The sequence below is a fragment of the Clostridium acetobutylicum ATCC 824 genome, assembly GCF_000008765.1.
Taxonomy (GTDB): domain Bacteria; phylum Bacillota; class Clostridia; order Clostridiales; family Clostridiaceae; genus Clostridium_S; species Clostridium_S acetobutylicum.
The window spans coordinates 3,687,991-3,714,377 of sequence record NC_003030.1 but is presented as its reverse complement, the minus strand read 5'-3'; the positions used below and the strand labels follow the sequence as shown (position 1 = coordinate 3,714,377).

Sequence of the window (26,387 nt, the reverse complement as noted above, 5' to 3'; positions counted from 1 at the left end):
AAATGCAAGTAAATTGATAGGAGGAAATGATATGTTAGAGAATCAAGCTGGCAAAACCGGCATAGATAGGTGCTATTATTTCAAAACATGTACCCTTGTACTTAATCAGAGATGGACGGGAGTAATCAATATAACTAGAGAAGGAGGATACTGCAATGTCAATTGAATTCAGCCGTTGGCCAAACAACTATATGATGTCATATCAAGTAACTAAAGCTCTAGGCTTGGCAAGTCTTGGTGCTACTGACGTTACCGAAATTTATGAAGCATGCAAAAAAATAGATCCAAATGATAAGGAAACATGGCATAGGGAATGGCTCATAACAGCAGAGACTTTGGAAAGGCATGGAAAGGAGGCAGAAGCAGTTGGAAACTGGTATACAGCACGTAACTGCTATATTCGTGCTTGCAATTACAACAGAATTGCTGAATATACTGTGATGGATGATGACAACGAGAAAATCCGTATATTTAGGAAGGTAAATGAACTCTTCGAAGCTGCCGGAAAATACTTTGATGTCAAACCAGAGAAAATCCAAGTAGATTATGAGGATGTCAAGTTGGATGGGTACTTTTTCTCACCTTCTTGGATAAAAGGTCCGAAGCCCACAATTTTGGCTCTCAATGGTGGTGATGAATGGTCAATTGAGAACTATTTCTGGTTAGGACCTGCCTTTATTTCCTGTGGATATAACTTTATGGTCTATGATCAGCCTGGAACTGGTCTTTCAATGTACGAAAAGGGAAAGGGCAGGAGAGCTGACAGCGAGGCTTTTCATTCAAGAGCAATCGATTTTCTTCTAACTAGACCGGAAGTGGATCCTAACAAGATTATTGTCCACGGTGAGAGCTTTGCGGCATACGACTCACTTAGATTTGCTTCCTTCGACCACAGGATTGCTGCCGTCATCTCTGACGGAGGTACCCACGCATTCGACTGGGAAGCAATGCTAAAATGGATGCCACCGAGTTTGGCTGGTCACGGCATGAGAATCCTAGGTGCAAAAAGCTTGGATGACTTTGCAGAAAATCCTCGTTTTGCCTACAATCTCGAGGGTGTGCTTCACCAGATAGAATGCCCTCTTCTTGTGATGCATGGTGCAGAAGAGATATTAGTTCAGCCCAATCCGCTAACGCAAGCTCTTAAAAATTACGAACAGGCCGGTTCGAAAAACAAGACGTTTTTCCCTATAGAGGATAGAAGAATTGGCGGATTAGAACACTGTCAGGTAGACAACATCAATGTGCTGCATGAGGTAGTACTGAATTGGCTTTGTTCCATTGGTCTTGGCCCTTTTGCACCTAGACCAAGTGATTGCTAGGATATTTTTTAAGTTGATTACAGGTGAAGATTATGAAACTTACATTAGTACAGGTGGAACTGTGCTTGTTAGAAACATGTAACGATACATTTTAATTAAAAAAGTTTAAATAATTATTTTAAAGAATTAACTGATGCAGTAATATGAGAGCCATATCATGAAGAATATATATTATTAAGAATGAGGGATCACCAGATTGTGAAGGTGATCCCTCATTTTTGTGCGCCCAGCATGGGCGACAACTTGGCGGTGAAAGTCCGCTGTGGGCTTGATAGTGGGAACCACTAGCCGAAGGCAAGGGTGTCCTTCGTGAGGAGGAATCTGAAGGAAGTACTAGGCAAATTCTCGGTCTGAGGTATACGAATCACATACAAGGCTTATCTAGGTAGGACGAGTTTGCATAACAAAACAAAGTCCAACACTATCCGAATTCCTAGAAAGTAAATGTGGCAGATATATGAGAGGAAGGTTGTCGTTCTTACCTGGGGAGGTCTGATAGATAAATCATCAAAGAATGAAATTTCTGTATGATAACCTACATAGTGATATGTAGCTGAACTATCAGAAGTCAGCAGAAGTCATAGTACCAGTTCAGTCATGAATGAACTGGGAAGGACTGAACAATAGGAGGTCTTGGAAACTTGAAAAATTCGAAAGAAATGCAAAAATTGCAGACAACTTCATATAAAGAGGGCTGGTCGTGTGAAATAAGAGTGGAACTTCAAAATAGCACGAGAGCGCATAGTATTTCTACGGCATTTGATAGAAGAAAAGACGATGGAAAGTTATATGAAACTAACTTGCTAGAAAGGATACTTGATAGGCAAAACATGAATCTTGCCTATAAAAGAGTTAAATCCAACAAAGGAAGCCACGGAGTGGATGGAATGAAAGTAGATGAACTTCTACAATACCTAAAACAAAATGGTAAGACTCTAATAGCAAGTATATTTAATGGGAAGTATTGTCCCAAAGCTGTTAGGCGAGTGGAAATACCAAAACCTGATGGTGGAATAAGATTACTTGGAATACCAACTGTAGTTGATAGAACTATTCAACAAGCAATATCTCAAGTGTTAACACCTATATTTGAAAAAACATTTTCTGAAAATAGCTATGGTTTTAGACCCAAAAGGAGTGCAAAACAAGCTATAAAGAAAGCAAAAGAATATATGGAAGAAGGTTATAAGTGGGTTGTAGATATAGACCTTGCGAAATATTTTGATACTGTAAATCACGATAAATTAATGGCATTAGTTGCTAGAAAAATTAAGGATAAAAGAGTATTAAAGTTAATAAGGTTATATTTGCAAAGTGGTGTAATGATAAATGGAGTAGTTTCTGAAACCGAAAGAGGATGTCCACAAGGAGGACCCTTGAGTCCATTACTTAGTAATATTATGCTTACAGAACTTGACCGAGAGCTTGAAAAAAGAGGACATAAATTTTGTCGCTATGCTGATGATAATAATGTTTATGTTAGAAGTAAAAAGGCAGGAGACAGAGTTATGCGAAGCATAACTAGATTTATTGAAAATAAATTAAAGCTCAAAGTTAACAAAGAGAAAAGTGCAGTTGATAGACCTTGGAGAAGAAAATTTTTAGGGTTCACATTTTATCAATGGTATGGAAAGATAGGAATAAGAGTACATGAAAAATCTGTGAAAAAGTTTAAAGCTAAAATTAAAGCAATTACTGCCAGAAGCAATGCTTTAAATATAGAAAACAGAATAATAAAACTTCGTCAATGTATAATAGGATGGCTCAACTATTTTGGAATAGCTGAGATGACTAAATTAGCAAAGAAGCTAGATGAGTGGACTAGACGAAGGCTTAGAATGTGCTATTGGAAACAGTGGAAGAAGGTTAAGACCAAATATGATAATCTAAGAAAGTTTGGAATTAATAATAGTAAAGCATGGGAATTTGCAAATACAAGGAAAAGCTATTGGCGAATAGCCAATAGCCCCATACTTTCAACAACACTTACAAATTCCTATCTTGAAAAGATAGGTTATACAAGTATTTTTAAAAGATATAAGCAAGTACATTAATTTCTATTGAACCGCTGTGTACCGAACGTTACGCACAGTGGTGTGAGAGGACGCTAAATAAAATAATTATTTAGCTCCTACTCGATTAGGTGAAATACTTTATCATAAGTGAATATGAATTTAGATTATATAAGTAACTTTAATTGTTAAATAGATCATCACCACTTTTAAAATCAAATCCAGGGTGATGATCAAATTTAACTGCACCAACTGATGCTTTACCTTTTACCGCTTTACTAACAAGTGCTATTCCTTCATTTCCAAATCCAGCACAAAGCTCTATAGCTTTAACACCTTGATTTACCAATTCCTTTGCAATAGGTACAGCTTCATTGTAATTTTTTACGCCAATTACAGTTAAATGTACAACAGGAGTATCAATAACAGTTTTATGAATTTTATAATCGACCTCTGGTGCTACAAAAATAAATGCTGCTTTAACTTTCATGTTTATAACCACCTTTTCTAATATGTACTTTAAATAAATATATTTTTAATTATATGGTAGCATACTGCAAAAAAAAATAATTGTAAAATATTGCTCACTTTCTTATTAGGTTCTTTTTATAAGCTTGAATGGATATGCCCATCTGCCTTTTGAATATTTTACATAAGTGGCTTGAATCTGATAAATTCAAATTAATAGCTAAATCAGTTTCAGATTTACCATTAAAGATTTGTCTTCGTATAATCCCCATTTTTGCTTGAATATAATATTGATAAGGGGTTACACCCATTTCCTTTTTGAACATTCGGATTAAGTGATATTTTGATAAGTAAAAAGATTCCGCTAGGGTGTCTAAACTAAAATTTTTAGCTGCAGTTTGTTTTATATACTCACAAATTAATAATACAGTGTTATTTGTGGAAGTCTCCATGACTAGAGAATTAGTAGCTATAGTACTATTAATTAATATAAGAATGGAATTTAAAAGTTGTTTTTCATTATTGTTCTCTTTAAAAATATCACATAAATTGAATATTTCATCATTAGACTTTATCTTAAGAAAAAATTTATTGAAGAGAATATGTTCTACTTGTTTTTTTAATTCATTTTTAAAACATATTGTTATGTAATCATATTGGGAGTTTGCAGTTATGGAAATTCCAGTATTCGGTGGAATAATAAAAACCATAGATTCTTCTAATAAGCACTTGGTGTTATTTATTGTAAATAGCGCAGAACCTTTAGTAATAGCACCAACACAAAAACACTCATGACTATGAAGGGGAAAAGAGTGGCTGCTTTTGCCATATAATATTTCTATTGAACCTTTTTCATAAAATTTAATAACATTTTTCATAAAGTACAGTTCTCCTATTTAAACATAAATTAAGAATATTGTATATTTCAATGATAAGTATATAGACAACAAAAAACAATATATAATTAAGCATATGTTAATAAAGAACCTTTATTAATATTAGAATCTTTAGTTGTAATTATAGTAAAAAGCTTAACTTTCAGTAGTTACGGTAAAACTCTTATTTAATTGGTTATAAATAATAACTACTATTGAAAGTTTAATAATAATAATAATAAAAGATTTGAACTAATTAGTAATTAAAGTACCATAAGGAAATATCGATATATCAATATAAGTAAAAAACCTATTGTATATTGTAGAATAAGCATAAACGACTTTATCTTTAGTATACAATAGGATTTTTTTATAACAAAATACATATGAGGGGGCAATAAATTTGATAAGATTGTTTAAAAATTTGAAGGTGGTTCATAAGTTGATTTTGTGTTTTGGAATAATAATTACAGTTATAATTATGAATGGAATTATGAGTTATGAAAAGATGACGCAAGTTAATGATAACATAAATACAATATACTCCGAAAGTTTGATGAAATTGTCAATAACAAAAGATATCAGAGCTCATATGGCTGATTTAACTTCAGGATCACTTATTTTAGTTAATCCAGATAGAAAATCCATTGTGGATAAAACTATTTCAGATATGAACGGTTTAATAGAAAAGGATAATGAACTTACACAAAAATATGAATCACTAATTAATGATGAAAAGGATAAAAAGATATTTACTCAATATTTAGAGAATCTTAATGGTTACAATAATGCTAAGGATAAATTTTTTGAAACAGCAAGAACTGGAGATTATAATGCTATTAAAAATCAATTCTCTATTTTTGATGGTTATAGAGCTAAGATAAATGATTTACTTGATGAAGAAATAACATATAATCAAAAGGTTGCAAAATCAAAATATGAAGATAGCCAAAAACAATATAAGAAGGCTCTCTTTATTACAATTATGCTTACCATAGTTGCTATTGGGGTAAGTGTTATATTTTCATATCTGCTAATAAAAAATATTAATGATGCATTAAAGAAAATTAAGCAGTTTGCTGGAAGAAATGCAAAATATGATTTTTCAAGTAGCATAAATATAGCAAGTAAAGATGAGTTTGGAGAAACATCAGTATCACTAAATGAAGCGCAAAGCAATGTAGTTAATTTATTAAAAAATATAAGTGATAGTTCAGATGAATTGAAGTCAGATAGTGAAGAATTATCATTAACATCAAATGAACTTGTGTCAAAAATGGAAGATATGAATACTGCATGTAAAACTATCAAGGTAGCTATAGAGGAAAACAGTGCGGCTTCAGAACAAATAACTGCATCTATTGAAGAGATAAATTCGGCAGTAAATGAATTGACTCAGAGGGCATTAATGGCAAGAAATGTAGCCAGTGAAGCAAGAGGCAATGCTGAAAATGTTCAGGAGAAGGGAAAAATTGCTGCAGATACTACAGAAAGTTTATATAAAGAAAAAAGAGAAACAATAATTAAAGCCATTGAGGAAGGCAAGATTGTTAACAAAATAAAAGATATGGCAGCGGCTATTGAAAGTATAGCGGATCAAACAAATTTACTGGCATTAAATGCAGCTATTGAAGCGGCAAGAGCAGGAGAAAATGGTAAAGGGTTTGCAGTTGTAGCAGATGAGGTAAGAAAGTTAGCAGAACAATCAAAAACTGAAGTAAATAATATTAATGAAAATATAGGTAAAATTGATGAGGCTTTTGGTAATATTTCTGCAGGTAGCAATGATATTTTAGTGTTTATAAATGAAAAAGTGATACCAGAATTTAATGGCTTTGTTAAAGGAGGAGATTACTACTATAGGGATGCAAATTATATTAATAAATTATCCGAAGAACTAGCTTCAACCTTAGAAGAATTTTCGGCAACTATAGGCCAAATAAGTGAAGCAGCTCAAAATGTAGCACTCAATGAACAAAAATCTTCAGAAAAAGTTGCGGCTGTAGGGAATATTGTTAATGACACTACAAAAGTAGCACTTAATGTATCAAAAACATCACAAAATCAAGCAGAGTTATCTGAAGAGTTGTATGTGATAGTAGGTAAATTTAAAATGGAAATATGATTTTAAAGGGTATTGGACTAGTGCATAATTTATGAAAGAGGTGTAATAAAAAGAGACATCTCTTATAACGGATATGGAGAACCGTACCGCAAAAGAGATAGACTTTTTTAGGGGAGTTTAAGATGCTTCGTCTCCACCATACATAAACTGAAATATTGATACAATAGAAAGCCCTTGGTTTCAGGGGCTTTCAGTGTTTACTTGGCTAAAAAGCTATGTAAGAAAGATGCGGAGAAATGAAGTTATGGATTAAGATAGAATAAACATATCCATCCAGTGCAGGTCAGTACGATAAGAAATATGAAGTGAGAGGAAAATGAGCTGTGAGAGCAAACATATTGATGATAGAGTTTTGTATCAAGCATTTAGATAAAAACCCTTATATAGTAACTTTCAGTAAATTAAAAGCATAATTGACTTTAGCTGATAATTATCTTTAGATTTGGTAATTTGCCCCGATAATATAATTGCAATAATATTTAGGGGGCAAAAACAAATGAAAACTATCAAGAAAAAACTTATTGTAGCATTTATACTAATAATCTTAGTTCCTATGTGTACTACGGGTATCATTGCAAATGCAATACTTTATAATACCCTTAAAGGCTCTTCTAATAGCCTAATGGAAAAGTCTGTAACAGGTGTAAATAATGTTATAGATGAGAATTATAATAGTTATGAAGCAGTGTTATCCCAGCTATCAGAAAACTCCATAGCAAAGAATGCATTGTCAAATCCCAATGGAACTGTAGTAAAAAAAGAGCTTGACGGAGTAATTAAAAGTAATCCTAAAATATTAAATGCTTATATTGCAACTGAAGACAAAAGCATGTATCTATTTCCTGAAACAACTCTTCCAGAAGGCTATAATCCAACAGTGAAGTCCTGGTATAAAAATACAATTTCCGATGATAAGGTACTTTGGCAGGATGCCTATAAAGATATAGCAACGGGTAAGATGGTAGTAACTGCTACAAAAAAGATACTAGACGACTCAGGAAAACCAATAGGAGTTGCTGGAATAGACGTAGATATAACTAATATAGCTGAACTATTTAGCAATACTAAGATTGAAAAAACAGGTGAAATACTACTTATGGACAGAACAGGTGTAGTTATAGCATCTAAAAATAAAGATTTAATACAGAAGAACCTAAATCCTGATAGAGTAAATACCAATGCTGATACAAAAAATCAAAAGATAGATAATGCTTTTAAGGATAAAACTGAAGTGTCATGGATGAAACCAGTAATGGATGGAAAAACAAATTCTATCCAAACTAAGCTTCTTGGCAAAAGTAAATTTATATATTACTTAAGCAATAAAAAATCTGGTTGGAAGCTAATTGGAATGATGGACACAAGTGAGGTATATTCTAAAATTCTTTCTAATGTTCTAATACTTACTGGATTATTCCTTATATTTATTATAGCTGCTTTGTTTGTTGGCTTTAAGATTGCTAAAAATTTAACAAATCCAATTAATGATTTGCAAGAAGCAATGAAAAAAGGTGAAGCTGGTGATTTGACAGTTGTAACAAATATAGATAGGTCTGATGAACTTGGAGAATTAGGAAGAAGATTTTCTAATATGCTTGATGGCGTTAAAAATCTAGTTGTATCAGTTAAAAATTCTGCTGATAATGTGTTGAGTTTTTCTGAAAATCTTACTAAACGAGCAGATGAAGTTACCTCTTCTTCTGGAGAAATAGCAAGAGTTATAGATGAAATTTCAAGAGGTGTTCAAGAACAAGCTTCTGAAACAGACAAGGCCTCTGAAATCTCAATTGAGTTTAATAATAGCTTATTAAAAATCAAAGAATATAATAGCAAGATAAACATAGAAAGTCAGGAGATGGAACATAGCAGCGAGAAGACAATGATTGCATTTAAAGAGCTTAAGACAAAAAATGAAAGCACTATAAATGGAGTTTCACAGATTGCTGAAAGTATTGGAGTTTTAGTAAAGGAAACTGAAGATATTGGTGAAATATTGAGTACAATATTAAATATTTCCTCTCAAACTAACCTATTAGCATTAAATGCGGCTATAGAAGCTGCAAGAGCAGGAGAATCTGGAAAAGGCTTTGCAGTAGTTGCTGAAGAGGTTAGAAAGCTTGCTGAACAGTCTGGTTCCTCAGCTGAAAATATAAGAAATATAATTACTAGGGTTGTAGATACTACTAAAACTGCTGCAGTAAATATGGATAATATTAAATCTAATGTAGAAAATCAAAGTTCAGCGGTTTCTCTTACAGAGCAAAGCTTTGTGAATTTAAATAAATTTATTAAAAGTATAATAGAAAAAATTTCAGCAATGAATGAAAATATAGAACTAATGGTAGCCAATAGTAATCGACTTACTTCTAATATACACAATATTTCATCTGTGTCTGAGGAGTCGGCAGCAGCCACTGAAGAAGTTAATGCTAGTGTAGCTAATCAATTAAGTGACATACAGAATGTAAAAATACAAGCAAATGAGCTTTATAATTTAGCTCAGACTTTGGAGACACTTATAGAAAAATTTAAGATTTAAAACTTTATGTTGTATATGCTATAACGTTACGGTGAACTGTATCATAAGCTAATGAGGTTTTTAGACTTAACCATTGATTATAATTGGTTAAGTCTATTTTTATATGTAAAAATATTATAATTACGAATGTGTAGTAAAATAAATATAAGTAATAGTCATAGAAAAATAAGTTCACATAATATTTGAATGAATAATTAGTATTTTAAGGGTGTTAAATAGTTATTATAAAGGAGATATAATATGAAAAGTTATAGGCCAATAGAGTTAGCAAAAATGTTTAATCTTCATTCTAATACTATTAGATTTTATGAAAGTATTGGGTATATTTCAAAAGCCAGTCGTAAACCTAATGGTTATCGTGAATTTACAGATAAACATATTTTACAGTTAACAATATGTAGACATATCTTAGGATATAGATATACCAATCGTCATATAAGAGATACGGGAAAACTTATAATTATCTGTTCGGCAGAAAGTAAATTAATAGAAGGAAAACAATATGCACAGGATTATATTAAAATTATTCAAAATGAAATAGAGATAGCAGAAAAAACAGCTCAATTATTACATAAGTGGGCAGAATTAAAACGAGATACGGATAATAGTGATAGTATAGAAAAATTCTATACGCGTAACGAAGTAGCTTGTTTGCTGGGTGTTACTAGTGAAGCAGTTCGTAATTGGGAACGTAATGATTTAATAAAATCAGACAAAAGAGGTTACAGAAACGCAGTGCTTTTTAATAATATTGATTTAGATAGGATTAGGATAATTTATATGTTGCGACAGACAGGGTATAGTATGTCTGCAATTCATCGTTGTCTTATGGTTTATGATAAAGGACAAACAGAATTAGTAGTAGCTGCGCTTAATAAAACAGATGAGAGAGAACTATTATCTGTAGGTGATTGTTGGCTAAGTGAGCTAAAAAAATTAGAATCAGCTGCAGAAGAAATCCCGTTAATCTTTGATAAGTTAAAAGAATCATAATATTAACATTACAATTGTACACCACCATATTTTTAAGTTGTATAGTTTAAATAAAGGTATATTTTGTACAATAATTGTTAGAAGGAGAATATTATGAACAATATCAAGTTATTAAAATTAATTACAAGAGAGAGACCAGTAGGGACTGAAACTAATAAAGAGATATTGAATTATCTTGAACAAGAATTTATGAAATCAGGTTATGAGGTTACATCTTTACCATTTGATTGTGTTGTTTGGAAACATAAAAAATCTATAATAAAATCTGAAGATATAGAATTAGAGATTAATCCTAGTCCATTTTCAAAGCCTTTTAATGGGATAGGAGAGATAGTTATTATAGAATATTTAAAAGAATTACAAAATCAAAATTTGAGTGGGAAAATTATCGTATTATGTGGTGAAGTATCTGAAAGACCCATACAACCTAAAAATTTTCCGTTTTATTATCCAGATGAAGATAAGTTTATTATTTCATCAATAGAAGCTAAGAAACCCAAAGCTATTATATGTATTACAGGAAAAAGTAAGCTTAGTGGAATGAATCCTTTTACTATGTTTGAGGATGGGAATTTTTCTATTCCCTCTGCATATATGAGTATTGATATGTTGCCACAATTAAAAAAATTAATAGGAGAAAGTCCATTTGTTTTACTATTAATTAATTCTGAAAACAAAATGGCAACAAGTAGACAATTAGTAGCAAATAAAAAAATTGCCAATTCAAAAGGAAAAATTGTAGTATGTGCACATATAGATACTAAATATGATACCTTGGGTGCACTTGATAATGCTGCTGGCATTTGTGTTTTAATGAATGTAATGAATTGTTTTAAGAAGGTTACATACCCAATTGATATAGATTTTGTTCCATTTAACAGTGAGGAGTATTTTGGTGCAAGTGGAGAAGTTAATTATCTTAATAATAATCAGAACAAAATTCTATTAGTAATAAATATTGATTCACCATGTCATATCAATTCACAAAGTGCGATTTCCTATTATAATATAAATGAAAGTCAAAGGGAAATCATAAATGATAGTATGAAGAAATATGAAAAAATAGTTAATGGTCATGAATGGTATGCTGGAGACCACTGTGCATTTGCTTTAAAAGGTATACCTTGTTTAGCTGTTACATCATCCGATTTATTTGAGGGTGCTTTAGAATATACACATACATTTAAAGATACATTGGATACAATTGACCCCGCATTGATAACTACGACTGCTGAATTTATATCTGATGTAATCAAGAATTGGATTAAGTAATTTGCATATGAATAATTAGGTAAGAGCTATAGTAAGTTTAATTCTTGCATTAAATGATGATATCTATCTAATTTTTCATCAATTTTAGTTAAGGTGATTTCCAAATCGGAAATTTCATTTTCTACTCTTTTTCTATGTTGTAAAAGCATTTTTTCTCTTTCTGGGAGGGTTGGATTTCCTTGTGCCATAAGTTCTGAATACTTTTGTAATTCGTTTAAAGGCATTCCTGTATTTTTAACTTTAATCAAAAAATGTATCCATTCTATATCAAAATCCGAATAGATTCTATATCCATTTTCATCACGTGAAATATTTTTAATTAATTGCTGCTTTTCATAAAAACGTAATGTATGCTCACTTAGGCCAGTTAATTTGGCAACTTCTTTAATACTGAATCCGCCTTTCATTTTTGATATACCTCCTTAAAATTAGTTGTTTTATCTAGCTTAATTAATATTATATTAACATTAAAACTAAGAAATAAAAAGCTTGCTTTAGAGTTAACTCTAAGGTTTATACTAAGGAAGTCTTAAGGAGGTAGAGAATATGTTAAATAAAGAATCATTAGAATGTGAAGGAATACATTACAGATTACAGGTGATATTTCTCTTTATAGCAAGTATCTGTGTAGGTACGGGTATTTATGAATGGATTCCGCTCACCAATGTGTTACAGCAGAGTTTTCATGTAGGACAAGAACAAATTATTTTTATAGGAAGTGTGTTTTCGTTATTTTATGCAATAGGCTTCCTAATTTTTGGTTGGTTAGCTAATTATGTTGAAATAAAAAAACTATTAATTGTGGGAACTTTATTATTGATGATCTCAACATTTCTGATAGGATTTGCAACAAATTATAAACTTATGATAGTTTTCCGTGCTATTCAAGGTATATTTGCAGCTTCTTTTGCACCACTAGGCTTTTCTATTATAGTTAAGATGTTTCCGGAATCTAAACGTATAGCTGGTATTAGTGCCATTACTACAGGATTTGTTATGGCAGGTATTTTAGGACAATTGTATGGAAGTATAATAGCTAATTCATATTCATGGTCAGTTGTATTTTGGCTGCAAGCATTAATTTATTTGATGATTATTATTTCCATGATATTTCTTGTGCCCAAAACAGATAAAGTTTCAGAGAGACCTACAAGCTTCATTGGTGAATTAGTAAAATTGTTAATAAGTAAGTCACTTTTTCCATGTTACGTGATTACATTGACTTTGCTTTTCTGCTTTGTTGGTATGTATACTGTAATGGGAATGTTTTTTCAAAAAGACTTTGGTCTTAATAATGAAAAAATCTTATGGATTAGAGGAATTGGTATTATTGGAATGATAGGTTCAATGGTATTTGCCAAATTATCAAAAAAAATAGGAGTAGGTAATATTCTATCTTTAGGGCTTGTGTGTGCTTCAATAGGCGTTTTAATTATTGGTATATCAAATAATGTAGGTCTATCAGTTGCGATGAGTGTAGTTTTTGTATTTGGAATTACCATATCATTGCCAATGGTTGTTTCATCAATAGGGACTTTGGCTGGGAAGAAAAGTGGAAATGCAATGACGCTATATACATTTGTATTGTTTATAGGAGCAACAGTAGGACCAATTGTATGTAATCGCATTATAGAAAGTGGAAGCTACCCTTTGGCATTTATATTTTTAGCTGTTGTTTTAGGTATTAGTTTTATTGCTTCACTAATAGTAAGAAAAACTATATAAATAAAGAGTATATGGAGGGCTTTATATGAAAGTTATAGGCATAAACGGCAGTGCACGTAAAGATGGAAATACATCCATCCTTATTAAAACTGTATTCAAGGAATTAGAAAAGGAAGGAATTGAAACAGAATTAATAGAGCTATCAGGTAAAACAATAAAAGGTTGCATGGGGTGTTTTTGTTGTAAGGAGAAAAAACAATGCATAATAAGAGATGATTTTTTCAATGAATGTTTTAACAAGATGGTTAATGCAGATGGAATAATCCTTGGGTCACCAGTATATTCTGCTGATATATCATCTAAGATGAAAGCTTTTCTTGAACGCGCAGGTGTGATTGTTGCAACTAATTCAGGCATGTTAAAACATAAAGTTGGAGCTTGCGTTGTAGCTGTGCGTCGAGGTGGAGGAATGACAGCAGTTGATGCATTAAATCACTTCTTGCTAAATAAAGAAGTTCTTGTAGTTGGTTCAACGTATTGGAATATGGTTTATGGGAAAGATGTAGGGGATGTTATACTAGATGAAGAAGGAATAAAAAACATGAGAAATTTGGGAGAAAACATGGCTTGGTTAATGAAAAAAATAAGAAATGTTTAAGGGATGTAGGAATACTATAGTACATATATATTTTTAAAGAGTGTTAGGACACTTGCTACTGATATGAAGAACTGTATCATATAAAGTTGTGTGATACGGTTCGCCTCTATAATTGAAACCCTCGACAGATGTCGGGGGTTTTTCTATCAGGTATTATGGTTCGAGCGATATTGATGTCACGAGATAAGGTTTATAAATAAAGAGTTTTTCAATATTCAAAATGCTTAAGAGATACTCTAAACATTACCTTTTATCATGTCAAATTGTTTGAAAAAGTCCATTATCTCTTTCAGTGGTTTTTGTCGTCCATCAAGCAACCATTTTCGCCAAATGGCGTAAACACCGGCTGACATGAAAGTTGTCCAATGTTCATCATTATCTTTGAAATAAAATTTCTCTATTTCTTCTTTGAAAATCTGCTGAATAATTGGCTCAAATCCACGATCAATGGATAAGATTATATCATCACCAAAGGTATTAAAAAATTTTAATTGGCTATCAAATTTGGCTGAGAATTGAGGATTTTCACGAATTGTATCAAACATAGCACCAATTTTTGGCTGGTAATATTCATACAAAATTTGTTCAAGTCCGTTAAAGTTGCGGTAAAAAGCCATACGACTTACACCTGCTCGTTTACAAATTTGAGAAACTGTCAGTGCCTGCAACTTTTCTTTTGCTAACATTTGAAGTAACGCTGTTGTGATAAAATCTTTCGTATCTTTTTTTATGGCTTGTGCGTGATTAGTAGCTGCCATTACAGTACCTCCTTTACTGTCACAGATGATGATTTCTGGGTTGATTCCCACTTGATGATAGTATATACTAATGGCACAGAAGTTACAAGTGAAACTTTAGTTCAAGGGGGAAACTATGATGGGAAAAGGATTGGTATTAGTAACAGGGGGAAGTGGTTTCATAGCCGTACACATAATCTTGAAACTTTTAAATCAGGGATATGGCGTTCGAGCAACGCTTCGCACATTATCACGTAAGGATGAGGTCAAATCAATGCTAGCTCAAGGAGGTATAACTGATTTTGCAAATCTAGAGTTCATTCAGACAGATTTAACAAGTGATATGAATTGGATGGAAGCTGCAACTGGTGCTACTTACGTCATTCATGTAGCATCGCCAACACCAGCCATACGTCCTGACGATGGAGATGCAATGGTGAAAATGGCGGTTGATGGTACTTTGCGTGTGATGAAGGTGGCTAAAGCAGCTGGCGTTAAACGTGTAGTCCTAACTTCTGCTTCGGGGGCAGTGCTTTCAGGACATAAATCTCACCCTGACATTTTTACAGAGGAAGATTGGACGAACTTGTCGGGGGATATTGATGCGTATCAACGTTCAAAAACCATGGCAGAACTCGCGGCTTGGGAATTTGCAAAGAAAGAGAATATGGAGTTTTCAGTTGTCAATCCAGTGGCAGTGATGGGACCTGTACTAGGCAAGGACTTTTCTCACTCCAATCAAATTATTCGTTCCATGCTTACTGGAAAAATGCCATTCCTCTTAAAAATTGGTTTTGATTACGTTGATGTGCGAGACGTAGCAGACTTACATTTGTTAGCAATGATACGTTCAGAAGCCGTAGGACAGCGATTTATTGCTACCACAGGGGAAAATCTCACATATAAAGAAGAAGCGAAGATTTTACAGAGATCTTTAGGCGGCGCAGCTAAAAAAGTCTCCATAAAAGAAATGCCAAATTTTATCGTGAAGTTTTTGGCATTTTTTATGAAGGATTTGCGTATGCCAGCTACATTTCTAGGCCAAAACACAGCCTGTAGCAATGCAAAAGCAAAAAAATTGCTTGGCTGGCAGCCAAGATCAGCAGAAGAAGCAATTATAGCAACTGGGAAAAGCATGGTTGAACTTGGATTAGTTGATAAATAGATATTCAATAATGTTATTAGCTGAATAAAAAAATCGCACATGCTTATGCTGCGGTTAACTGTATCACAGATTGAGGCATCATCTGGTATGCATGGGCGATATCTTCTTGTAAAAAGTACAATATTGAAACTTCAAGATTGTAAATATACACGTTCGCCGTGTTTGAGCATGAGCCCCATTATTCTTCTGGAATAATGGGCTCATGCTCAAACCTTGTATAGGTATACTTGCTTAAATTCTAAGATACATTGAAATACCTAACAATCTAATTTAAATTATAAATGTAAACTTATCTCCTATACAAAGTTGCTGACAGAGGTTAGTAATAGTGTTGTCTGCATTGTGTATGATACTATTGATTCTTAAAAGTGGGTATCCCCTAGAAATTCCTAATGTTTTAGCTTCTTTAGTATCTGCAAATACAATATCTAGTGTTTTTCGGGAATGATCTAAAATTATATTGTGTTGTTCTAAAATATCATACAGAGATGCATCAGTTAAATTTTCTTCAAATAAAAAGGAAAAGGATTCAGGAAATTTATTTAATTCTAACAATACTGGTTTGCCATTTGCATAACGTACACGTTCTAATACTAAAACTTTTTCATCTTTATTAAGTGACATTTTCTGTATATCCTTTTCTGATGGCTCTTCAAGGGCGATCTTTATAATTTTGGCACCCGGAATTGCATTCATCATTTTACACATTTCAGAAAAACCTAAAACACCGTTTGTTATGCCACGCTCAAGTTTTTTTTCAGCAACAAAAGTACCTTTTCCTGATTTGCGCTCTAAATATCCTGACTCGGATAGTTCAGCAAGAGCTTTGCGGACAGTCACACGGCTTACATTATAAGCCTTGCTCAATTCATTTTCTGTTGGAAGACGGCTTCCAGCAGGTCTTTTACCACTATCTATTTCTTGCTGCAGTTTTTTTTCTAATTGTTTGTACAAAGGTGTAGCAATTGTATTATTTAGTTCCATATATAACCTCCATATGAATACCTAATTGTAATTATGTATTTATTATAATACAAAGATAAATCAATGTATATAGCGTATATCAATAAAAAAATAAAAATTTCCATTGACACAATGTATTATATTGTATTATAGTATATATAGAAACAAATGAATACAATAACGCAAAGGAGAATGATTAAAATGGATTATTCTAGCAAAGATATTAAAAGTATTATTTCTGAAATTCTTGATAAAAAGAAAGCAAAAGGCGGAGTGAAAAGTATTTATGTTGTAGGATGTGGAGGATCTTTAGGAGCCCTTTATCCAGCAAAAACTTTTATGGAAAAAGAATGTACTTCAATTAAATCTGCATGGATTAATAGTAGTGAGTTCATTCACAGTACACCAAAAGATTTTGGAGTAAATTCAATAATATGTTTAGCATGTCATAAGGGAAATACACCAGAAACAATTGCGGCTGCAAAACTTGGTAAGGAAATGGGAGCAACTGTTATTATTCTAACATGGCTTAAAGAATCAGAAATCATCGAATTTGGCGATTATATTATTCGTTATACCTTTGATGCTAGTCCAGATCATCTTAAAGGAGATATTGACTATTCAGGTGAAAAGACAATATGTGCCCTTTTGGTTGCAGTAGAGCTTTTAGCTCAGACAGAAGGATATGAAAACTACAATAAATTCTATGAAGGTACTAAAATGATTAGCAATATTATAAAAAATGCTCGTAATCATGTTGCAGAGAGAGCAGTGAAATTTGCTGAAAAGTATAAAGATGATTCAGTTATTTATACTATGGGAAGTGGCGCAAGTTATGGAGCTGCTTACATGGAGAGTATCTGCATTTTTATGGAGATGCAATGGCTTAATTCTAGTAGTATTCACACTGGCGAATATTTCCACGGGCCTTTTGAAATTACCGATGCAAACCGTCCGTTCATGATTCAGATTTCTGAGGGTTCAACACGTGATTTGGATGAAAGAGCTCTTAAATTTTTAAATACCTATGCAAAGCGTATAGAGGTATTGGATGCTAAAGAACTTGGTCTTTCTACAATTGATGCTTCTGTTGTTGACTATTTTAATCATTCATTGTTCAATAATGTGTATCCTATATACAACCATGAACTTGCAACAAAACGTGAGCATCCGTTACCTACTCGTCGCTATATGTGGAAAGTGGAATATTAATATTAAAACATTAAATATTTACTTGAGGGAATTATGGAAGCACTATGCGTATAAATAAAAGTATTATTTAAAATACTTTTATTTATACTTTGAAAATACGAAGTTGTAGTTATGGAGAAGTTTTTTATTTCAAGACATTGAAAACGATTGTATAGGAATAGGGAACAATAAGCAATGACTTTAATTGTGTATATTAAATAAACATTAAAATGTAATTGACAAAAATATATTCAAGGTATACCATTATATCAAATACAAAGTAATACAATATAATACAAAGCAACACGAAAAAGCCGGATTGATTTTGTATTACTAAGAATGTGTGCACCATTCTTAAATAATAAAACTTATTACAACAAGCGATAAAAAAATGAATCTAACATTGAGGAGGATAATCTATGTTTTGGGTAGAGTTAGTAATCGTTCTTGCTATTATTTTTCTAGGTGTACGAAAAGGTGGTACATTCTTGGCAATGGCTGGTGGACTTGGAATGTTAATTATGACATTTGGGTTACATGTAGCACCAGCTGATCCGCCTATTACAGTAATTTTGATTATGATTGCAGTAATTTGCGCTGCAGCTACAATGCAAGCATGTGGAGGATTGGATTTTTTAGTTAAGATAGCGGAAAAGATACTTCGAAAAAATCCTAAGATGCTTACAATTTTGGCACCGGTTATTGCTTATATTTTCACATTTATGAGTGGAACAGGTCATATTGTATACAGCTTACTTCCAGTTATTAATGAAATTGCGATTGATACAGGAATTCGTCCAGAACGTCCAATTTCAGCATCTATTGTTTCATCACAGCAGGCTATAACAGCTTGTCCAATTTCAGCAGCTACTGTAGCAGTATTGGCGTTTATGGCTAAAGCACAATATACTTCTGTTAATATTTTTACATTACTTATTGTCTGTATTCCAGCAACATTAGTTGGAACCGTTTTATGTGCATTAGCAGTGATAAAGAAAGGAAAAGAATTAGCAGATGATCCTGAATTTCAAGCTCGTGTATCTGAAGGAAAGATTCAAGACTTCTCTAAAGTAGAAAGAAATGAAAAACCCTCTACTAAAGAAGCAAAAATTTCTGTAATAATCTTTTTAATTGCAATGGTTAGTATTGTATTCTTAGGAGCAGCAAACAAGCTTCTTCCAGTATTCGCACATAACACAAAATTACCACTTACAACTGTAATTCAAATTTTTATGCTTACAGCTGCAGCTATTACAGTTCTTGCAACTAAACTTGATAGTGCAAAAATTTTAGAACAACCAGTATTCACAACAGGAATGTTTGCAGTAGTATTAGCATTTGGTCTTTGTTGGTTAGTAAATACATTTATTAGCGATCAAGCTTCTTTTATCACTAAAAATATGTCTGTATTAACAAATCAATATCCGTGGATTTATATTATAGCAGTTTTTGTAGTCGGTGCAATTACTACTAGTCAATCTTCCACAACAATGATTATGGTACCGATTGGTATTGCCTTGGGGCTTCCAGTTAATATCATTATTGCAGGCTGGCTTGCTTGCAGTTCAAACTACTTTATTCCAGCATCCGGACAGTGTGTTGCTGCGATAGCATTTGATTCTGCAGGAACTACAAAAATAGGTAAATATGTGTTGAATCATAGTTATATGCTTCCAGGACTTGTATGTACAATAGCATCTGTAGGAGTGGCATTGGTACTTGGTGCAATCGTTTTCTAGTATAGTATAAATTAATATGATTAAGCTGTAGTATAAGCTAGTGAAGGAGGATGCGTATATGAAATTTGCTCCTATGAATTATCATTATTTGCGTTACCCAATAGAAAAATTTCTTGATAAGGTAGAAGAATCTCCATTTGATAGTATTGATCTTTATTGTTCAGCACCGCAATTAAATATTTTTGATTATTCACTTGGAAAACTAATTGAATTGGATAGAAATATTCGAAGAAGAAAGCTAAATGTAATGGCAATTACACCTGAAAACTGCACGTATCCTGTTAACTTTTGTACACCGGATATTATTACAAGAGAATCAAGTATTCGCTATTATCAAAGAGCAATAGATACAGCTGAATTTTTAGGATGCAGCAATGTTCAAATTAGTACAGGGTTTGGATATTTTAATCAGCCAAGAGATGAAGCGTGGAAGTATTGTCAGGAGTCTTTAGCTCAGGTTATAGCTTACTGTGAAAGAAAAAACGTTAGATTAATGCTTGAGGAATTAAAAGCAACCACAACTAATGTATTGATTTCGAGTAAGGATATTTCAAATATGATTCGTGAAATCGATTCCGCGAATATTGTAGGGATGATAGATTTAGATCAGATGACATATGCAGGAGAGACAATTGACGATTATTTTGATAATCTTGGCGAAAAAATTCAGCATATTCATTTTAACGATAGAGGGCATACAGTACCAGGAGATGGAGATTTTCCAATGAAAGAATATTATAGCGCACTCAAAAAAAGAGGTTATACAGGGAATGTTTCTTTTGAAATTTGTGATAGAAGATATTATTGCAATCCTGATAAAGCTATTGATGATATTGTTTCTTGGATGAAAGAGAATACAAATGAATTAGAATAGATTTACTAGTTTCTCTGCTTAATAATTTAAATACTGTTATAGAAGGAGAAGAAAAATGAAGAATTATAAAATTGTTGCTATTGGCGATAATGTATGTGATAAATACCTTTCAAGAGGGAAGATGTATCCGGGAGGACAGTGCATTAACACTTGTGTATATGGAAAGATGAATGGAGCTGAGACTGCATACATTGGAAAGTATGGAAATGATGAAGTGGCAGAATGTGTACAAAATACATTGAAAGAGATAGGAATTGATGACAGCCATTGTCGACATTATGAAGGAGAAAATGGATTTGCTCTAGTTACTTTGAAAAATGCTGATCGTGTTTTCCTTGGTTCCAATAAAGGTGGTATTGCTAAAGAGCATTCTTATAATTTTGATGAAAACGATTTTGAATACATTAAAAAGTTTGATTTGATTTACACAAATTTAAATAGCTATATTGAAGATAATTTGAAGGAGCTTCATGCAACGGGAGTACCAATTGCGTATGATTTTTCTATGAGATGGACAGATGAATATCTTTTGAAGGTTTGTCCGTATATTGATGTGGCAATCTTATCATGTGCTCATTTGACAGCTGAAGAACGAGAAAAAGAAATGAAAAAAGTTCAAAATTATGGAGTGAAAATAGTCCTTGGAACAATAGGAGAAGATGGATCATATGTACTCTACAATGGTGATTTCTTGTATACTTCTGCTATTATGGCTGCCAATATTATTGATACAATGGGTGCAGGAGATTCATATTTTTCAACTTTCCTTTGCTCGCTTTTACAGACATCCGAAACAGGAAAATTAGTTGAAGGAACAAAAGAAAGCATGAAGATAAGATTAGAAAGTGCTATGAAAAGCGGAGCAATATTTGCGGCTAATGTGTGCGGCATGGAAGGTGCATTTGGTTACGGAGTTCCGATTCAAGGAAAAACTGAAATATAAATTTAAAAAAGGAGAAATGAAAAATGAAACCAGATATATATGAAAATAATAGAGAAGGAATACTTTGTGTATATAAAAATGAAAAATGGCTTGTTTGTATTAAAAATTGGAAGCCAGATAATGATATTGAGGGAATAGCTCATTTAGAGATCCACCACTCAACGGACGAACAGTTTATTTTGTCAGCTGGAAAAGCAATATTAATTACTGCGGAAAAAGAAAATGATAAATTTAATATTGAGTTGACTTTAATGGAAAAAGGAAAAGTGTATAATGTTCCTGCAGAGTGCTGGTTCTACTCTATAACACAGAAGGATACAAAGATGATGTATGTACAAGATTCAAATTGTTCTATGGATAATAGTGATTTTTGTGATTTATCTAAAGAAGAAATTGAATATATTCAGACTAATGCTCGTAAACTTTTTGAAAAATAGGCGAGAAAGTTATAAGAAGACAAGCATAAACTAATTGGGGCAATGATGAAAAAATAATAAATATATTACGAGAGGAGGATCACCAGATGATAAAGGTGTTTCTCCTTCTCCTATTTTGCGAAGAAAGTTGATGATAAATCCTAATATATAATTATAGAAAATTTGGATTAGGTAGCTTGATGTTTGTAGTTATAAACTTCATTTCCCCATTCACCAAGAACCTGTAAAGCAACTATGAGTTTTTCACTAAGTTCTGATAATTCATATTCTACTCTTGGTGGAATTTCATTGTATTGATGACGAATAACAAGAGAGTCTTTTTCAAGCTCTTTTAAGTTTTTTGATAGCATAAGGCTTGATATACCATTAATTTTTCTCTGTAATTCACTAAATCTGATAACTCCATTTTGGGACATAGTCCAAATGATTAATAATTTCCACTTTCCATTAATAACATTTAAAGCATAGTCTATAGAACAGTTCTCCATAAAAGTAACCTCCAATACTTATATAAATATTAGTAGCTAAATATTTTTTGCGTACTTGTTGATCTATATGTTACTTAATATAATGAAGTTAGTCAATAGATGGTTGGCTTTATTTAAGAGAATTTTATATTTAAAAGGAGAGATATGAAATGTCAAAGATAGTTATTTTCAAAGGTAGTCCAAGGAAAAATGGATATACTGCAAAATTATTAGAGCAAGTAGCAAAAGGAGCAAAATCTAAAGGTGCTGAAGTTATAGAGTTTGATTTAAATAATCCTGGAATTCGTGGATGTCAAGGATGCTTTTATTGTCGTACGCATGATGGTTGTGCTGTTAATGATTATCTTCAACCAATGTATGAGGACATCAAGGAAGCAGATGCTATTGTATTTGGTTCTCCAATCTATTATTATAAAATTACGGGTCAATCAAAGATTTGGTTTGATCGCACATTTCCAATGACTGGGAATGATTATAAACCAAAATATCCAGGTAAAAAATTAATAACAGTATTTGCTCAAGGAAATCCAGATCCTAAAATAGGTGCAGAAGGCGTTAAATTCGCTAATGATATGTTAGAAGAGTTAGGGTGGAAATTAGAGGACAGTATTAATTACTGTGGAACTAGCCATGATCCTGATTTAGCAATGTTTGATGAATTATCTTTAAGAGCATTTAAAGATGGAGAAAACTTAGTTGGATAAACTTTTAATATACTAGATAACCGATTAAAAAATCGCATTATTCAATATGAAATTGATTTTGCGATTTTTTAATACTTCATACCAATAACATCTGCAATAAAAATTAATTAAACAAAGGCATGTATAACAAAGGGGAAAACATTATGCAAGTAAATAGATTATTTCAAATTATATATATTCTTTTAGAGAAGAATAGTGTAACTGCAAGAGAATTAGCAGAGAAAATTGAAGTATCTAAAAGAACTATTTATAGAGATATTGAAACGCTTTCTACAGCAGGAATTCCAGTATATATGACTAAAGGAAAAGGTGGAGGTATATCTATATTACCAAACTTTATATTAAATAAAGCCATATTAACAGAAGAAGAAAAGTCAGAAATAATATCATCTATAAGAGCTGTTAATGCTGTAAATTTTAGTGATTCTGAAGCTGAAAAGGTTCTTATAAAATTAAATAGTATATTAGGTGAAAATGATACTGATTGGATAGAAGTTGATTTTTCAAATTGGGGAAATGCAGAAAAAGAAAAAGAAACCTTTAATAATCTTAAAACTGCAATATTAAGTAAAAAAGTAGTAAAATTTGATTATAGCAGTGCTAAAGGTGAAAATATCAGTAGGAAAGTATGTCCATTAAAATTGTGTTTTAAAGGGCAAAGCTGGTATATGTATGGATATTGTGGAATACGAAATGACTATAGATTTTTTAAACTAAGAAGGATAAAGGATTTATATGTTTCTGAAGAGAGTTTTAATATTAAAGCACCAAAAAAGATAATGAAGGAAGATAATGTTTTTTATGACGAATTTATTACTCTAAAGATGAAAATTTCTTCTAAAATGGCCTATAGAATATATGATGAATTTGAAGACTTTAAGAAGTTAGATGATGGTAGTTTTATTGTTACTGCTGAATATCCAAAAGGAGAATGGCTTTTTAGCTATATATCTTCGTTTGGAGAGGAATGTGAAGTTTTAGCACCACAAGAAATAAGAGAAGAAATAAAAAATAAAATTGAAAAAATGCTTTTAAATTATTCTTAATATGACATGCAGTTGTCATATTAATCTGAGTATAATAACCTTATCAAATATGTGGAGGTTATAAATATGGAGTATGAAATTGTTAAATTAGAAGAAAAAATAGTGTTAGGAGTTAGTGCTGTTACAAGTAATGACGATCCCAATATGGGGAAAGTTATTGGAGGTCTTTGGGAAAAGTTATATCAAGGTGGTATTAATGAAACAATAAAAAATAAGGTGAATGAATATGCAATAGGACTTTATTCAGATTATGAGGATAATAAGTATGTAGTTACAGTAGGAAATGAGGTATGTAAGGCTGAAAATGAAGCACTTACAATAAAGAAAATTCCTGCAGGAAAATATGCTAAGTTTTCTATTGAAGGACATATGGAAAAGGCAGTAGCAGAAGCTTGGAGTAAAATTTGGCAAATGAATTTAGATAGAAGCTATGAAGCAGATTTTGAAGAATATTTAAATTCGGATTTTAATAATGCTAAGGTTGATATTTATATTTCGCTCAAGTAATTATTAAGAGGTACAATATATTAGAGGGGAGTTACGATTATATGCATGATGTGCTAGCAAAGGGTATACTATCGAGCAATAATGGAATGAATATTTATAGAGGGTGCACTCATGGATGCATATATTGTGACGCCAGAAGTCTTTGTTATGGAATGGATCATATTTTTGAAGACATAGAGGTTAAGACTAATGTAGTAGAGCTATTAGAGGATACGCTTAAGAGAAAAAGAAAAAAGTGCATGATTGGAACAGGTGCAATGAGTGATCCGTATATTCACCTAGAAGAAAAGCTTCAAAATACAAGAAGATGTTTAGAGATAATTGATAAGTATGGATTTGGATTATCGATACTAACTAAATCAAATAGAATATTAAGGGATTTGGACTTGCTAAAAAGTATAAACAACAAAGCAAAGTGTGTTGTAGAGATGACATTAACAACTTATGATGAAGAATTATGCAAGATTATTGAGCCAAATGTTTCTACAACAAAAGAACGATTTGAAGTGTTAAAGATAATGAGAGATAACAAAATTCCTACAGTAGTTTGGCTAAGCCCTATTTTACCTTATATAAATGATACGGAGGAAAATATAAGAGGAATCTTAGATTACTGTATAGAAGCTGAAGTTAAAGGAATTATAGTATTTGGAATTGGGGTAACATTAAGAAATGGAAACAGAGAATATTATTATAAGAATTTAGATAAGCAGTTTAAAGGTTTAAAAGAAAAATACATAAGACAATATGGGAACAGTTATGAAGTAGTAAGTAAGAATCATGAAAAGCTTATGAAGATTATTAAAGAAACCTGTAATAAGAATAATATTATTTGTGATATAAGAGAAGTTTTTAATTATATGAGAACTTTTGAAGAGAAAAATAATGAAGTTCAAATAGGTTTTGATATATAGAAAATTTAGAGAGTCTGATGTTTTTGGATTAATTACATATCTAAAGTATGCTGATAGGTTGGAAGTAAGACATCATCAATTATATGTATCATTGTTTTTTATTAACACGTAAGTATTTAAATTACATATGGGGTTTATTTCAGAAGGATGAGTTTTATAAAGCAAACGAAGTCTAACGCTATAAGAAAATTTTGAATTAATAATAAAGTATAGAGCCATTGGTAAATAGCCAATAGCTCTATACTTGTATCAATAGTTATAAATTTCGTCTATTTTAAAGGTTATATTTTTTAGATGGCGGTAATAATTACCCCATTCAGCTGTAAAGCATAATGCAGTATAGTCAGGGTCATCTATACCCAATGGATAGTAAATCTCGCAACCATCGGTCCATAACATTTCTTTTGAGGCTCTATCATGTAATATTTCAATTGTTCCTACAAGCATCAGTCCTGCAAATTTATTATCATCAACAAAATATAAACATATTTTATTATTCTTCTTCAAGCGTTCTACCATTCTGGTTGATGTGTTTGTACTAAGCCAAAATTTCTTTAGACCATCATGTTTTAATCGCATCATCGCTTTTATATTAGGATAACCATTTTCTCCATTAGTACCAACCATAACAATTTTTGAACTTTCAACCAACTCATTACTTTCAATCAAAAACTTTTCATCAATCATTATAAGAACACTCCTTAATTTTACAATTTCAATTGTTTTGTGGTAATAGTATCATATATCTTA

At 31.9% G+C, this 26,387-nt stretch carries 26 protein-coding genes; 19 read left to right on the top strand and 7 right to left on the bottom strand.

Annotation, left to right across the window (positions count from 1 at the left end; translation table 11 throughout):
* Positions 1–31 precede the first annotated feature (31 nt).
* The 3 genes from CA_RS18055 (at position 32) to ltrA (ending at position 3,376) form a co-directional block, all read left to right on the top strand.
* Positions 32–166 carry a hypothetical protein gene (locus tag CA_RS18055; RefSeq protein WP_013913624.1) on the top strand — a complete coding sequence of 45 codons (135 nt, stop codon included), beginning with the start codon at positions 32–34 and terminating at the stop codon, positions 164–166.
* A complete protein-coding gene (locus CA_RS18050; protein ID WP_010966781.1) occupies positions 156–1,322 on the top strand; it encodes an alpha/beta hydrolase family protein in 1,167 nt (388 codons plus the stop codon). Before CA_RS18055 ends, CA_RS18050 begins: the two co-directional genes overlap by 11 nt.
* Before the next feature lie 641 nt (positions 1,323–1,963).
* On the top strand, positions 1,964–3,376 hold the full coding sequence (gene ltrA, locus CA_RS18045) for a group II intron reverse transcriptase/maturase (protein WP_010966780.1): 1,413 nt from the start codon (positions 1,964–1,966) through the stop codon (positions 3,374–3,376).
* A gap of 139 nt (positions 3,377–3,515) precedes the next feature.
* Here the strand turns inward: ltrA and CA_RS18040 are convergent, their stop codons facing one another.
* The gene (locus CA_RS18040; protein ID WP_010966779.1) at positions 3,516–3,824 is read right to left on the bottom strand and encodes a DUF6506 family protein; all 309 of its coding nucleotides are present in this window, start codon (positions 3,822–3,824) and stop codon (positions 3,516–3,518) included.
* A 94-nt stretch (positions 3,825–3,918) separates the two neighbouring features.
* Positions 3,919–4,680 carry an AraC family transcriptional regulator gene (locus CA_RS18035; protein WP_010966778.1) on the bottom strand — a complete coding sequence of 254 codons (762 nt, stop codon included), beginning with the start codon at positions 4,678–4,680 and terminating at the stop codon, positions 3,919–3,921.
* A 400-nt stretch (positions 4,681–5,080) separates the two neighbouring features.
* On the opposite strand from CA_RS18035, the gene CA_RS18030 reads away from it, so the two are divergent.
* From CA_RS18030 to CA_RS18015, 4 genes are all read left to right on the top strand, one after another.
* The gene (locus tag CA_RS18030; protein WP_010966777.1) at positions 5,081–6,802 is read left to right on the top strand and encodes a methyl-accepting chemotaxis protein; all 1,722 of its coding nucleotides are present in this window, start codon (positions 5,081–5,083) and stop codon (positions 6,800–6,802) included.
* Positions 6,803–7,298: 496 nt separating this feature from the next.
* Positions 7,299–9,341: a methyl-accepting chemotaxis protein gene (locus CA_RS18025; protein ID WP_010966776.1), complete on the top strand. Its 2,043-nt coding sequence runs from the start codon at positions 7,299–7,301 to the stop codon at positions 9,339–9,341.
* A 240-nt stretch (positions 9,342–9,581) separates the two neighbouring features.
* A complete protein-coding gene (locus tag CA_RS18020; RefSeq protein ID WP_010966775.1) occupies positions 9,582–10,334 on the top strand; it encodes a MerR family transcriptional regulator in 753 nt (250 codons plus the stop codon).
* Positions 10,335–10,427: 93 nt separating this feature from the next.
* The gene (locus tag CA_RS18015) at positions 10,428–11,606 is read left to right on the top strand and encodes a M28 family metallopeptidase (protein ID WP_010966774.1); all 1,179 of its coding nucleotides are present in this window, start codon (positions 10,428–10,430) and stop codon (positions 11,604–11,606) included.
* A gap of 26 nt (positions 11,607–11,632) precedes the next feature.
* Here CA_RS18015 and CA_RS18010 read toward each other — a convergent pair whose 3' ends face one another.
* Entirely contained in the window at positions 11,633–12,013 is a 381-nt protein-coding gene (locus CA_RS18010) for a MerR family transcriptional regulator (RefSeq protein ID WP_010966773.1), read from the bottom strand.
* Between the two features lie 139 nt (positions 12,014–12,152).
* On the opposite strand from CA_RS18010, the gene CA_RS18005 reads away from it, so the two are divergent.
* Together CA_RS18005 and CA_RS18000 are read left to right on the top strand one after the other, a co-directional pair.
* The gene (locus CA_RS18005) at positions 12,153–13,331 is read left to right on the top strand and encodes an MFS transporter (protein WP_010966772.1); all 1,179 of its coding nucleotides are present in this window, start codon (positions 12,153–12,155) and stop codon (positions 13,329–13,331) included.
* 25 nt (positions 13,332–13,356) lie between these two features.
* Entirely contained in the window at positions 13,357–13,929 is a 573-nt protein-coding gene (locus CA_RS18000) for a flavodoxin family protein (protein ID WP_010966771.1), read from the top strand.
* A 236-nt stretch (positions 13,930–14,165) separates the two neighbouring features.
* Here the strand turns inward: CA_RS18000 and CA_RS17995 are convergent, their stop codons facing one another.
* Positions 14,166–14,687 (bottom strand): TetR/AcrR family transcriptional regulator, encoded by a 522-nt coding sequence (locus CA_RS17995; RefSeq protein WP_010966770.1) that lies wholly within the window; start codon positions 14,685–14,687, stop codon positions 14,166–14,168.
* Positions 14,688–14,802: 115 nt separating this feature from the next.
* Here CA_RS17995 and CA_RS17990 point away from each other — a divergent pair, with 115 nt between their 5' ends.
* Entirely contained in the window at positions 14,803–15,831 is a 1,029-nt protein-coding gene (locus CA_RS17990; protein ID WP_010966769.1) for an SDR family oxidoreductase, read from the top strand.
* A 270-nt stretch (positions 15,832–16,101) separates the two neighbouring features.
* Here the strand turns inward: CA_RS17990 and CA_RS17985 are convergent, their stop codons facing one another.
* Positions 16,102–16,815 (bottom strand): GntR family transcriptional regulator, encoded by a 714-nt coding sequence (locus CA_RS17985; RefSeq protein ID WP_010966768.1) that lies wholly within the window; start codon positions 16,813–16,815, stop codon positions 16,102–16,104.
* A 180-nt stretch (positions 16,816–16,995) separates the two neighbouring features.
* On the opposite strand from CA_RS17985, the gene CA_RS17980 reads away from it, so the two are divergent.
* The 5 genes from CA_RS17980 (at position 16,996) to CA_RS17960 (ending at position 21,978) form a co-directional block, all read left to right on the top strand.
* Entirely contained in the window at positions 16,996–18,006 is a 1,011-nt protein-coding gene (locus tag CA_RS17980) for an SIS domain-containing protein (protein WP_010966767.1), read from the top strand.
* 398 nt (positions 18,007–18,404) lie between these two features.
* On the top strand, positions 18,405–19,724 hold the full coding sequence (locus CA_RS17975; RefSeq protein WP_010966766.1) for an anaerobic C4-dicarboxylate transporter family protein: 1,320 nt from the start codon (positions 18,405–18,407) through the stop codon (positions 19,722–19,724).
* Between the two features lie 58 nt (positions 19,725–19,782).
* Positions 19,783–20,598 carry a sugar phosphate isomerase/epimerase family protein gene (locus CA_RS17970; protein ID WP_010966765.1) on the top strand — a complete coding sequence of 272 codons (816 nt, stop codon included), beginning with the start codon at positions 19,783–19,785 and terminating at the stop codon, positions 20,596–20,598.
* A 55-nt stretch (positions 20,599–20,653) separates the two neighbouring features.
* Positions 20,654–21,541 (top strand): fructoselysine 6-kinase, encoded by an 888-nt coding sequence (locus tag CA_RS17965; RefSeq protein WP_010966764.1) that lies wholly within the window; start codon positions 20,654–20,656, stop codon positions 21,539–21,541.
* Between the two features lie 23 nt (positions 21,542–21,564).
* Positions 21,565–21,978, top strand: coding sequence for a hypothetical protein (locus CA_RS17960; RefSeq protein ID WP_010966763.1), 414 nt, complete (start codon positions 21,565–21,567; stop codon positions 21,976–21,978).
* 167 nt (positions 21,979–22,145) lie between these two features.
* Here the strand turns inward: CA_RS17960 and CA_RS17955 are convergent, their stop codons facing one another.
* Positions 22,146–22,466 carry a winged helix-turn-helix transcriptional regulator gene (locus CA_RS17955; protein ID WP_010966762.1) on the bottom strand — a complete coding sequence of 107 codons (321 nt, stop codon included), beginning with the start codon at positions 22,464–22,466 and terminating at the stop codon, positions 22,146–22,148.
* Positions 22,467–22,615: 149 nt separating this feature from the next.
* Here CA_RS17955 and CA_RS17950 point away from each other — a divergent pair, with 149 nt between their 5' ends.
* The 4 genes from CA_RS17950 to CA_RS17935 all read left to right on the top strand — a co-directional run bounded on the left by CA_RS17950 (position 22,616) and on the right by CA_RS17935 (position 25,637).
* Complete coding sequence (locus CA_RS17950; RefSeq protein WP_010966761.1) at positions 22,616–23,170, top strand: flavodoxin family protein; 555 nt, start codon at positions 22,616–22,618, stop codon at positions 23,168–23,170.
* Positions 23,171–23,313: 143 nt separating this feature from the next.
* Complete coding sequence (locus CA_RS17945; RefSeq protein ID WP_010966760.1) at positions 23,314–24,216, top strand: helix-turn-helix transcriptional regulator; 903 nt, start codon at positions 23,314–23,316, stop codon at positions 24,214–24,216.
* 66 nt (positions 24,217–24,282) lie between these two features.
* On the top strand, positions 24,283–24,723 hold the full coding sequence (locus CA_RS17940; protein ID WP_010966759.1) for a GyrI-like domain-containing protein: 441 nt from the start codon (positions 24,283–24,285) through the stop codon (positions 24,721–24,723).
* Positions 24,724–24,764: 41 nt separating this feature from the next.
* Entirely contained in the window at positions 24,765–25,637 is an 873-nt protein-coding gene (locus CA_RS17935; protein ID WP_010966758.1) for an SPL family radical SAM protein, read from the top strand.
* 249 nt (positions 25,638–25,886) lie between these two features.
* Here the strand turns inward: CA_RS17935 and CA_RS17930 are convergent, their stop codons facing one another.
* Complete coding sequence (locus CA_RS17930; RefSeq protein ID WP_010966757.1) at positions 25,887–26,324, bottom strand: pyridoxamine 5'-phosphate oxidase family protein; 438 nt, start codon at positions 26,322–26,324, stop codon at positions 25,887–25,889.
* Positions 26,325–26,387: the final 63 nt, after the last annotated feature.

Excerpts from the sequence above, each read along its gene's own strand:
- CA_RS18025 (WP_010966776.1), top strand. The coding sequence starts at position 7,299 with ATGAAAACTATCAAGAAAAAACTTATTGTAGCATTTATACTAATAATC.
- CA_RS17965 (WP_010966764.1), top strand. The coding sequence starts at position 20,654 with ATGAAGAATTATAAAATTGTTGCTATTGGCGATAATGTATGTGATAAA.
- CA_RS17975 (WP_010966766.1), top strand. The coding sequence starts at position 18,405 with ATGTTTTGGGTAGAGTTAGTAATCGTTCTTGCTATTATTTTTCTAGGT.
- CA_RS18010 (WP_010966773.1), bottom strand. The coding sequence starts at position 12,013 with ATGAAAGGCGGATTCAGTATTAAAGAAGTTGCCAAATTAACTGGCCTA.
- CA_RS18035 (WP_010966778.1), bottom strand. The coding sequence starts at position 4,680 with ATGAAAAATGTTATTAAATTTTATGAAAAAGGTTCAATAGAAATATTA.
- CA_RS18005 (WP_010966772.1), top strand. The coding sequence starts at position 12,153 with ATGTTAAATAAAGAATCATTAGAATGTGAAGGAATACATTACAGATTA.
- CA_RS17935 (WP_010966758.1), top strand. The coding sequence starts at position 24,765 with ATGCATGATGTGCTAGCAAAGGGTATACTATCGAGCAATAATGGAATG.
- CA_RS18000 (WP_010966771.1), top strand. The coding sequence starts at position 13,357 with ATGAAAGTTATAGGCATAAACGGCAGTGCACGTAAAGATGGAAATACA.
- CA_RS17980 (WP_010966767.1), top strand. The coding sequence starts at position 16,996 with ATGGATTATTCTAGCAAAGATATTAAAAGTATTATTTCTGAAATTCTT.
- CA_RS18020 (WP_010966775.1), top strand. The coding sequence starts at position 9,582 with ATGAAAAGTTATAGGCCAATAGAGTTAGCAAAAATGTTTAATCTTCAT.
- CA_RS18040 (WP_010966779.1), bottom strand. The coding sequence starts at position 3,824 with ATGAAAGTTAAAGCAGCATTTATTTTTGTAGCACCAGAGGTCGATTAT.
- CA_RS18055 (WP_013913624.1), top strand. The coding sequence starts at position 32 with ATGTTAGAGAATCAAGCTGGCAAAACCGGCATAGATAGGTGCTATTAT.
- CA_RS17985 (WP_010966768.1), bottom strand. The coding sequence starts at position 16,815 with ATGGAACTAAATAATACAATTGCTACACCTTTGTACAAACAATTAGAA.
- CA_RS17970 (WP_010966765.1), top strand. The coding sequence starts at position 19,783 with ATGAAATTTGCTCCTATGAATTATCATTATTTGCGTTACCCAATAGAA.
- CA_RS17955 (WP_010966762.1), bottom strand. The coding sequence starts at position 22,466 with ATGGAGAACTGTTCTATAGACTATGCTTTAAATGTTATTAATGGAAAG.
- CA_RS17990 (WP_010966769.1), top strand. The coding sequence starts at position 14,803 with ATGATGGGAAAAGGATTGGTATTAGTAACAGGGGGAAGTGGTTTCATA.
- CA_RS17960 (WP_010966763.1), top strand. The coding sequence starts at position 21,565 with ATGAAACCAGATATATATGAAAATAATAGAGAAGGAATACTTTGTGTA.
- CA_RS17995 (WP_010966770.1), bottom strand. The coding sequence starts at position 14,687 with ATGGCAGCTACTAATCACGCACAAGCCATAAAAAAAGATACGAAAGAT.
- CA_RS17945 (WP_010966760.1), top strand. The coding sequence starts at position 23,314 with ATGCAAGTAAATAGATTATTTCAAATTATATATATTCTTTTAGAGAAG.
- CA_RS18050 (WP_010966781.1), top strand. The coding sequence starts at position 156 with ATGTCAATTGAATTCAGCCGTTGGCCAAACAACTATATGATGTCATAT.
- CA_RS17930 (WP_010966757.1), bottom strand. The coding sequence starts at position 26,324 with ATGATTGATGAAAAGTTTTTGATTGAAAGTAATGAGTTGGTTGAAAGT.
- CA_RS18015 (WP_010966774.1), top strand. The coding sequence starts at position 10,428 with ATGAACAATATCAAGTTATTAAAATTAATTACAAGAGAGAGACCAGTA.
- CA_RS17950 (WP_010966761.1), top strand. The coding sequence starts at position 22,616 with ATGTCAAAGATAGTTATTTTCAAAGGTAGTCCAAGGAAAAATGGATAT.
- CA_RS17940 (WP_010966759.1), top strand. The coding sequence starts at position 24,283 with ATGGAGTATGAAATTGTTAAATTAGAAGAAAAAATAGTGTTAGGAGTT.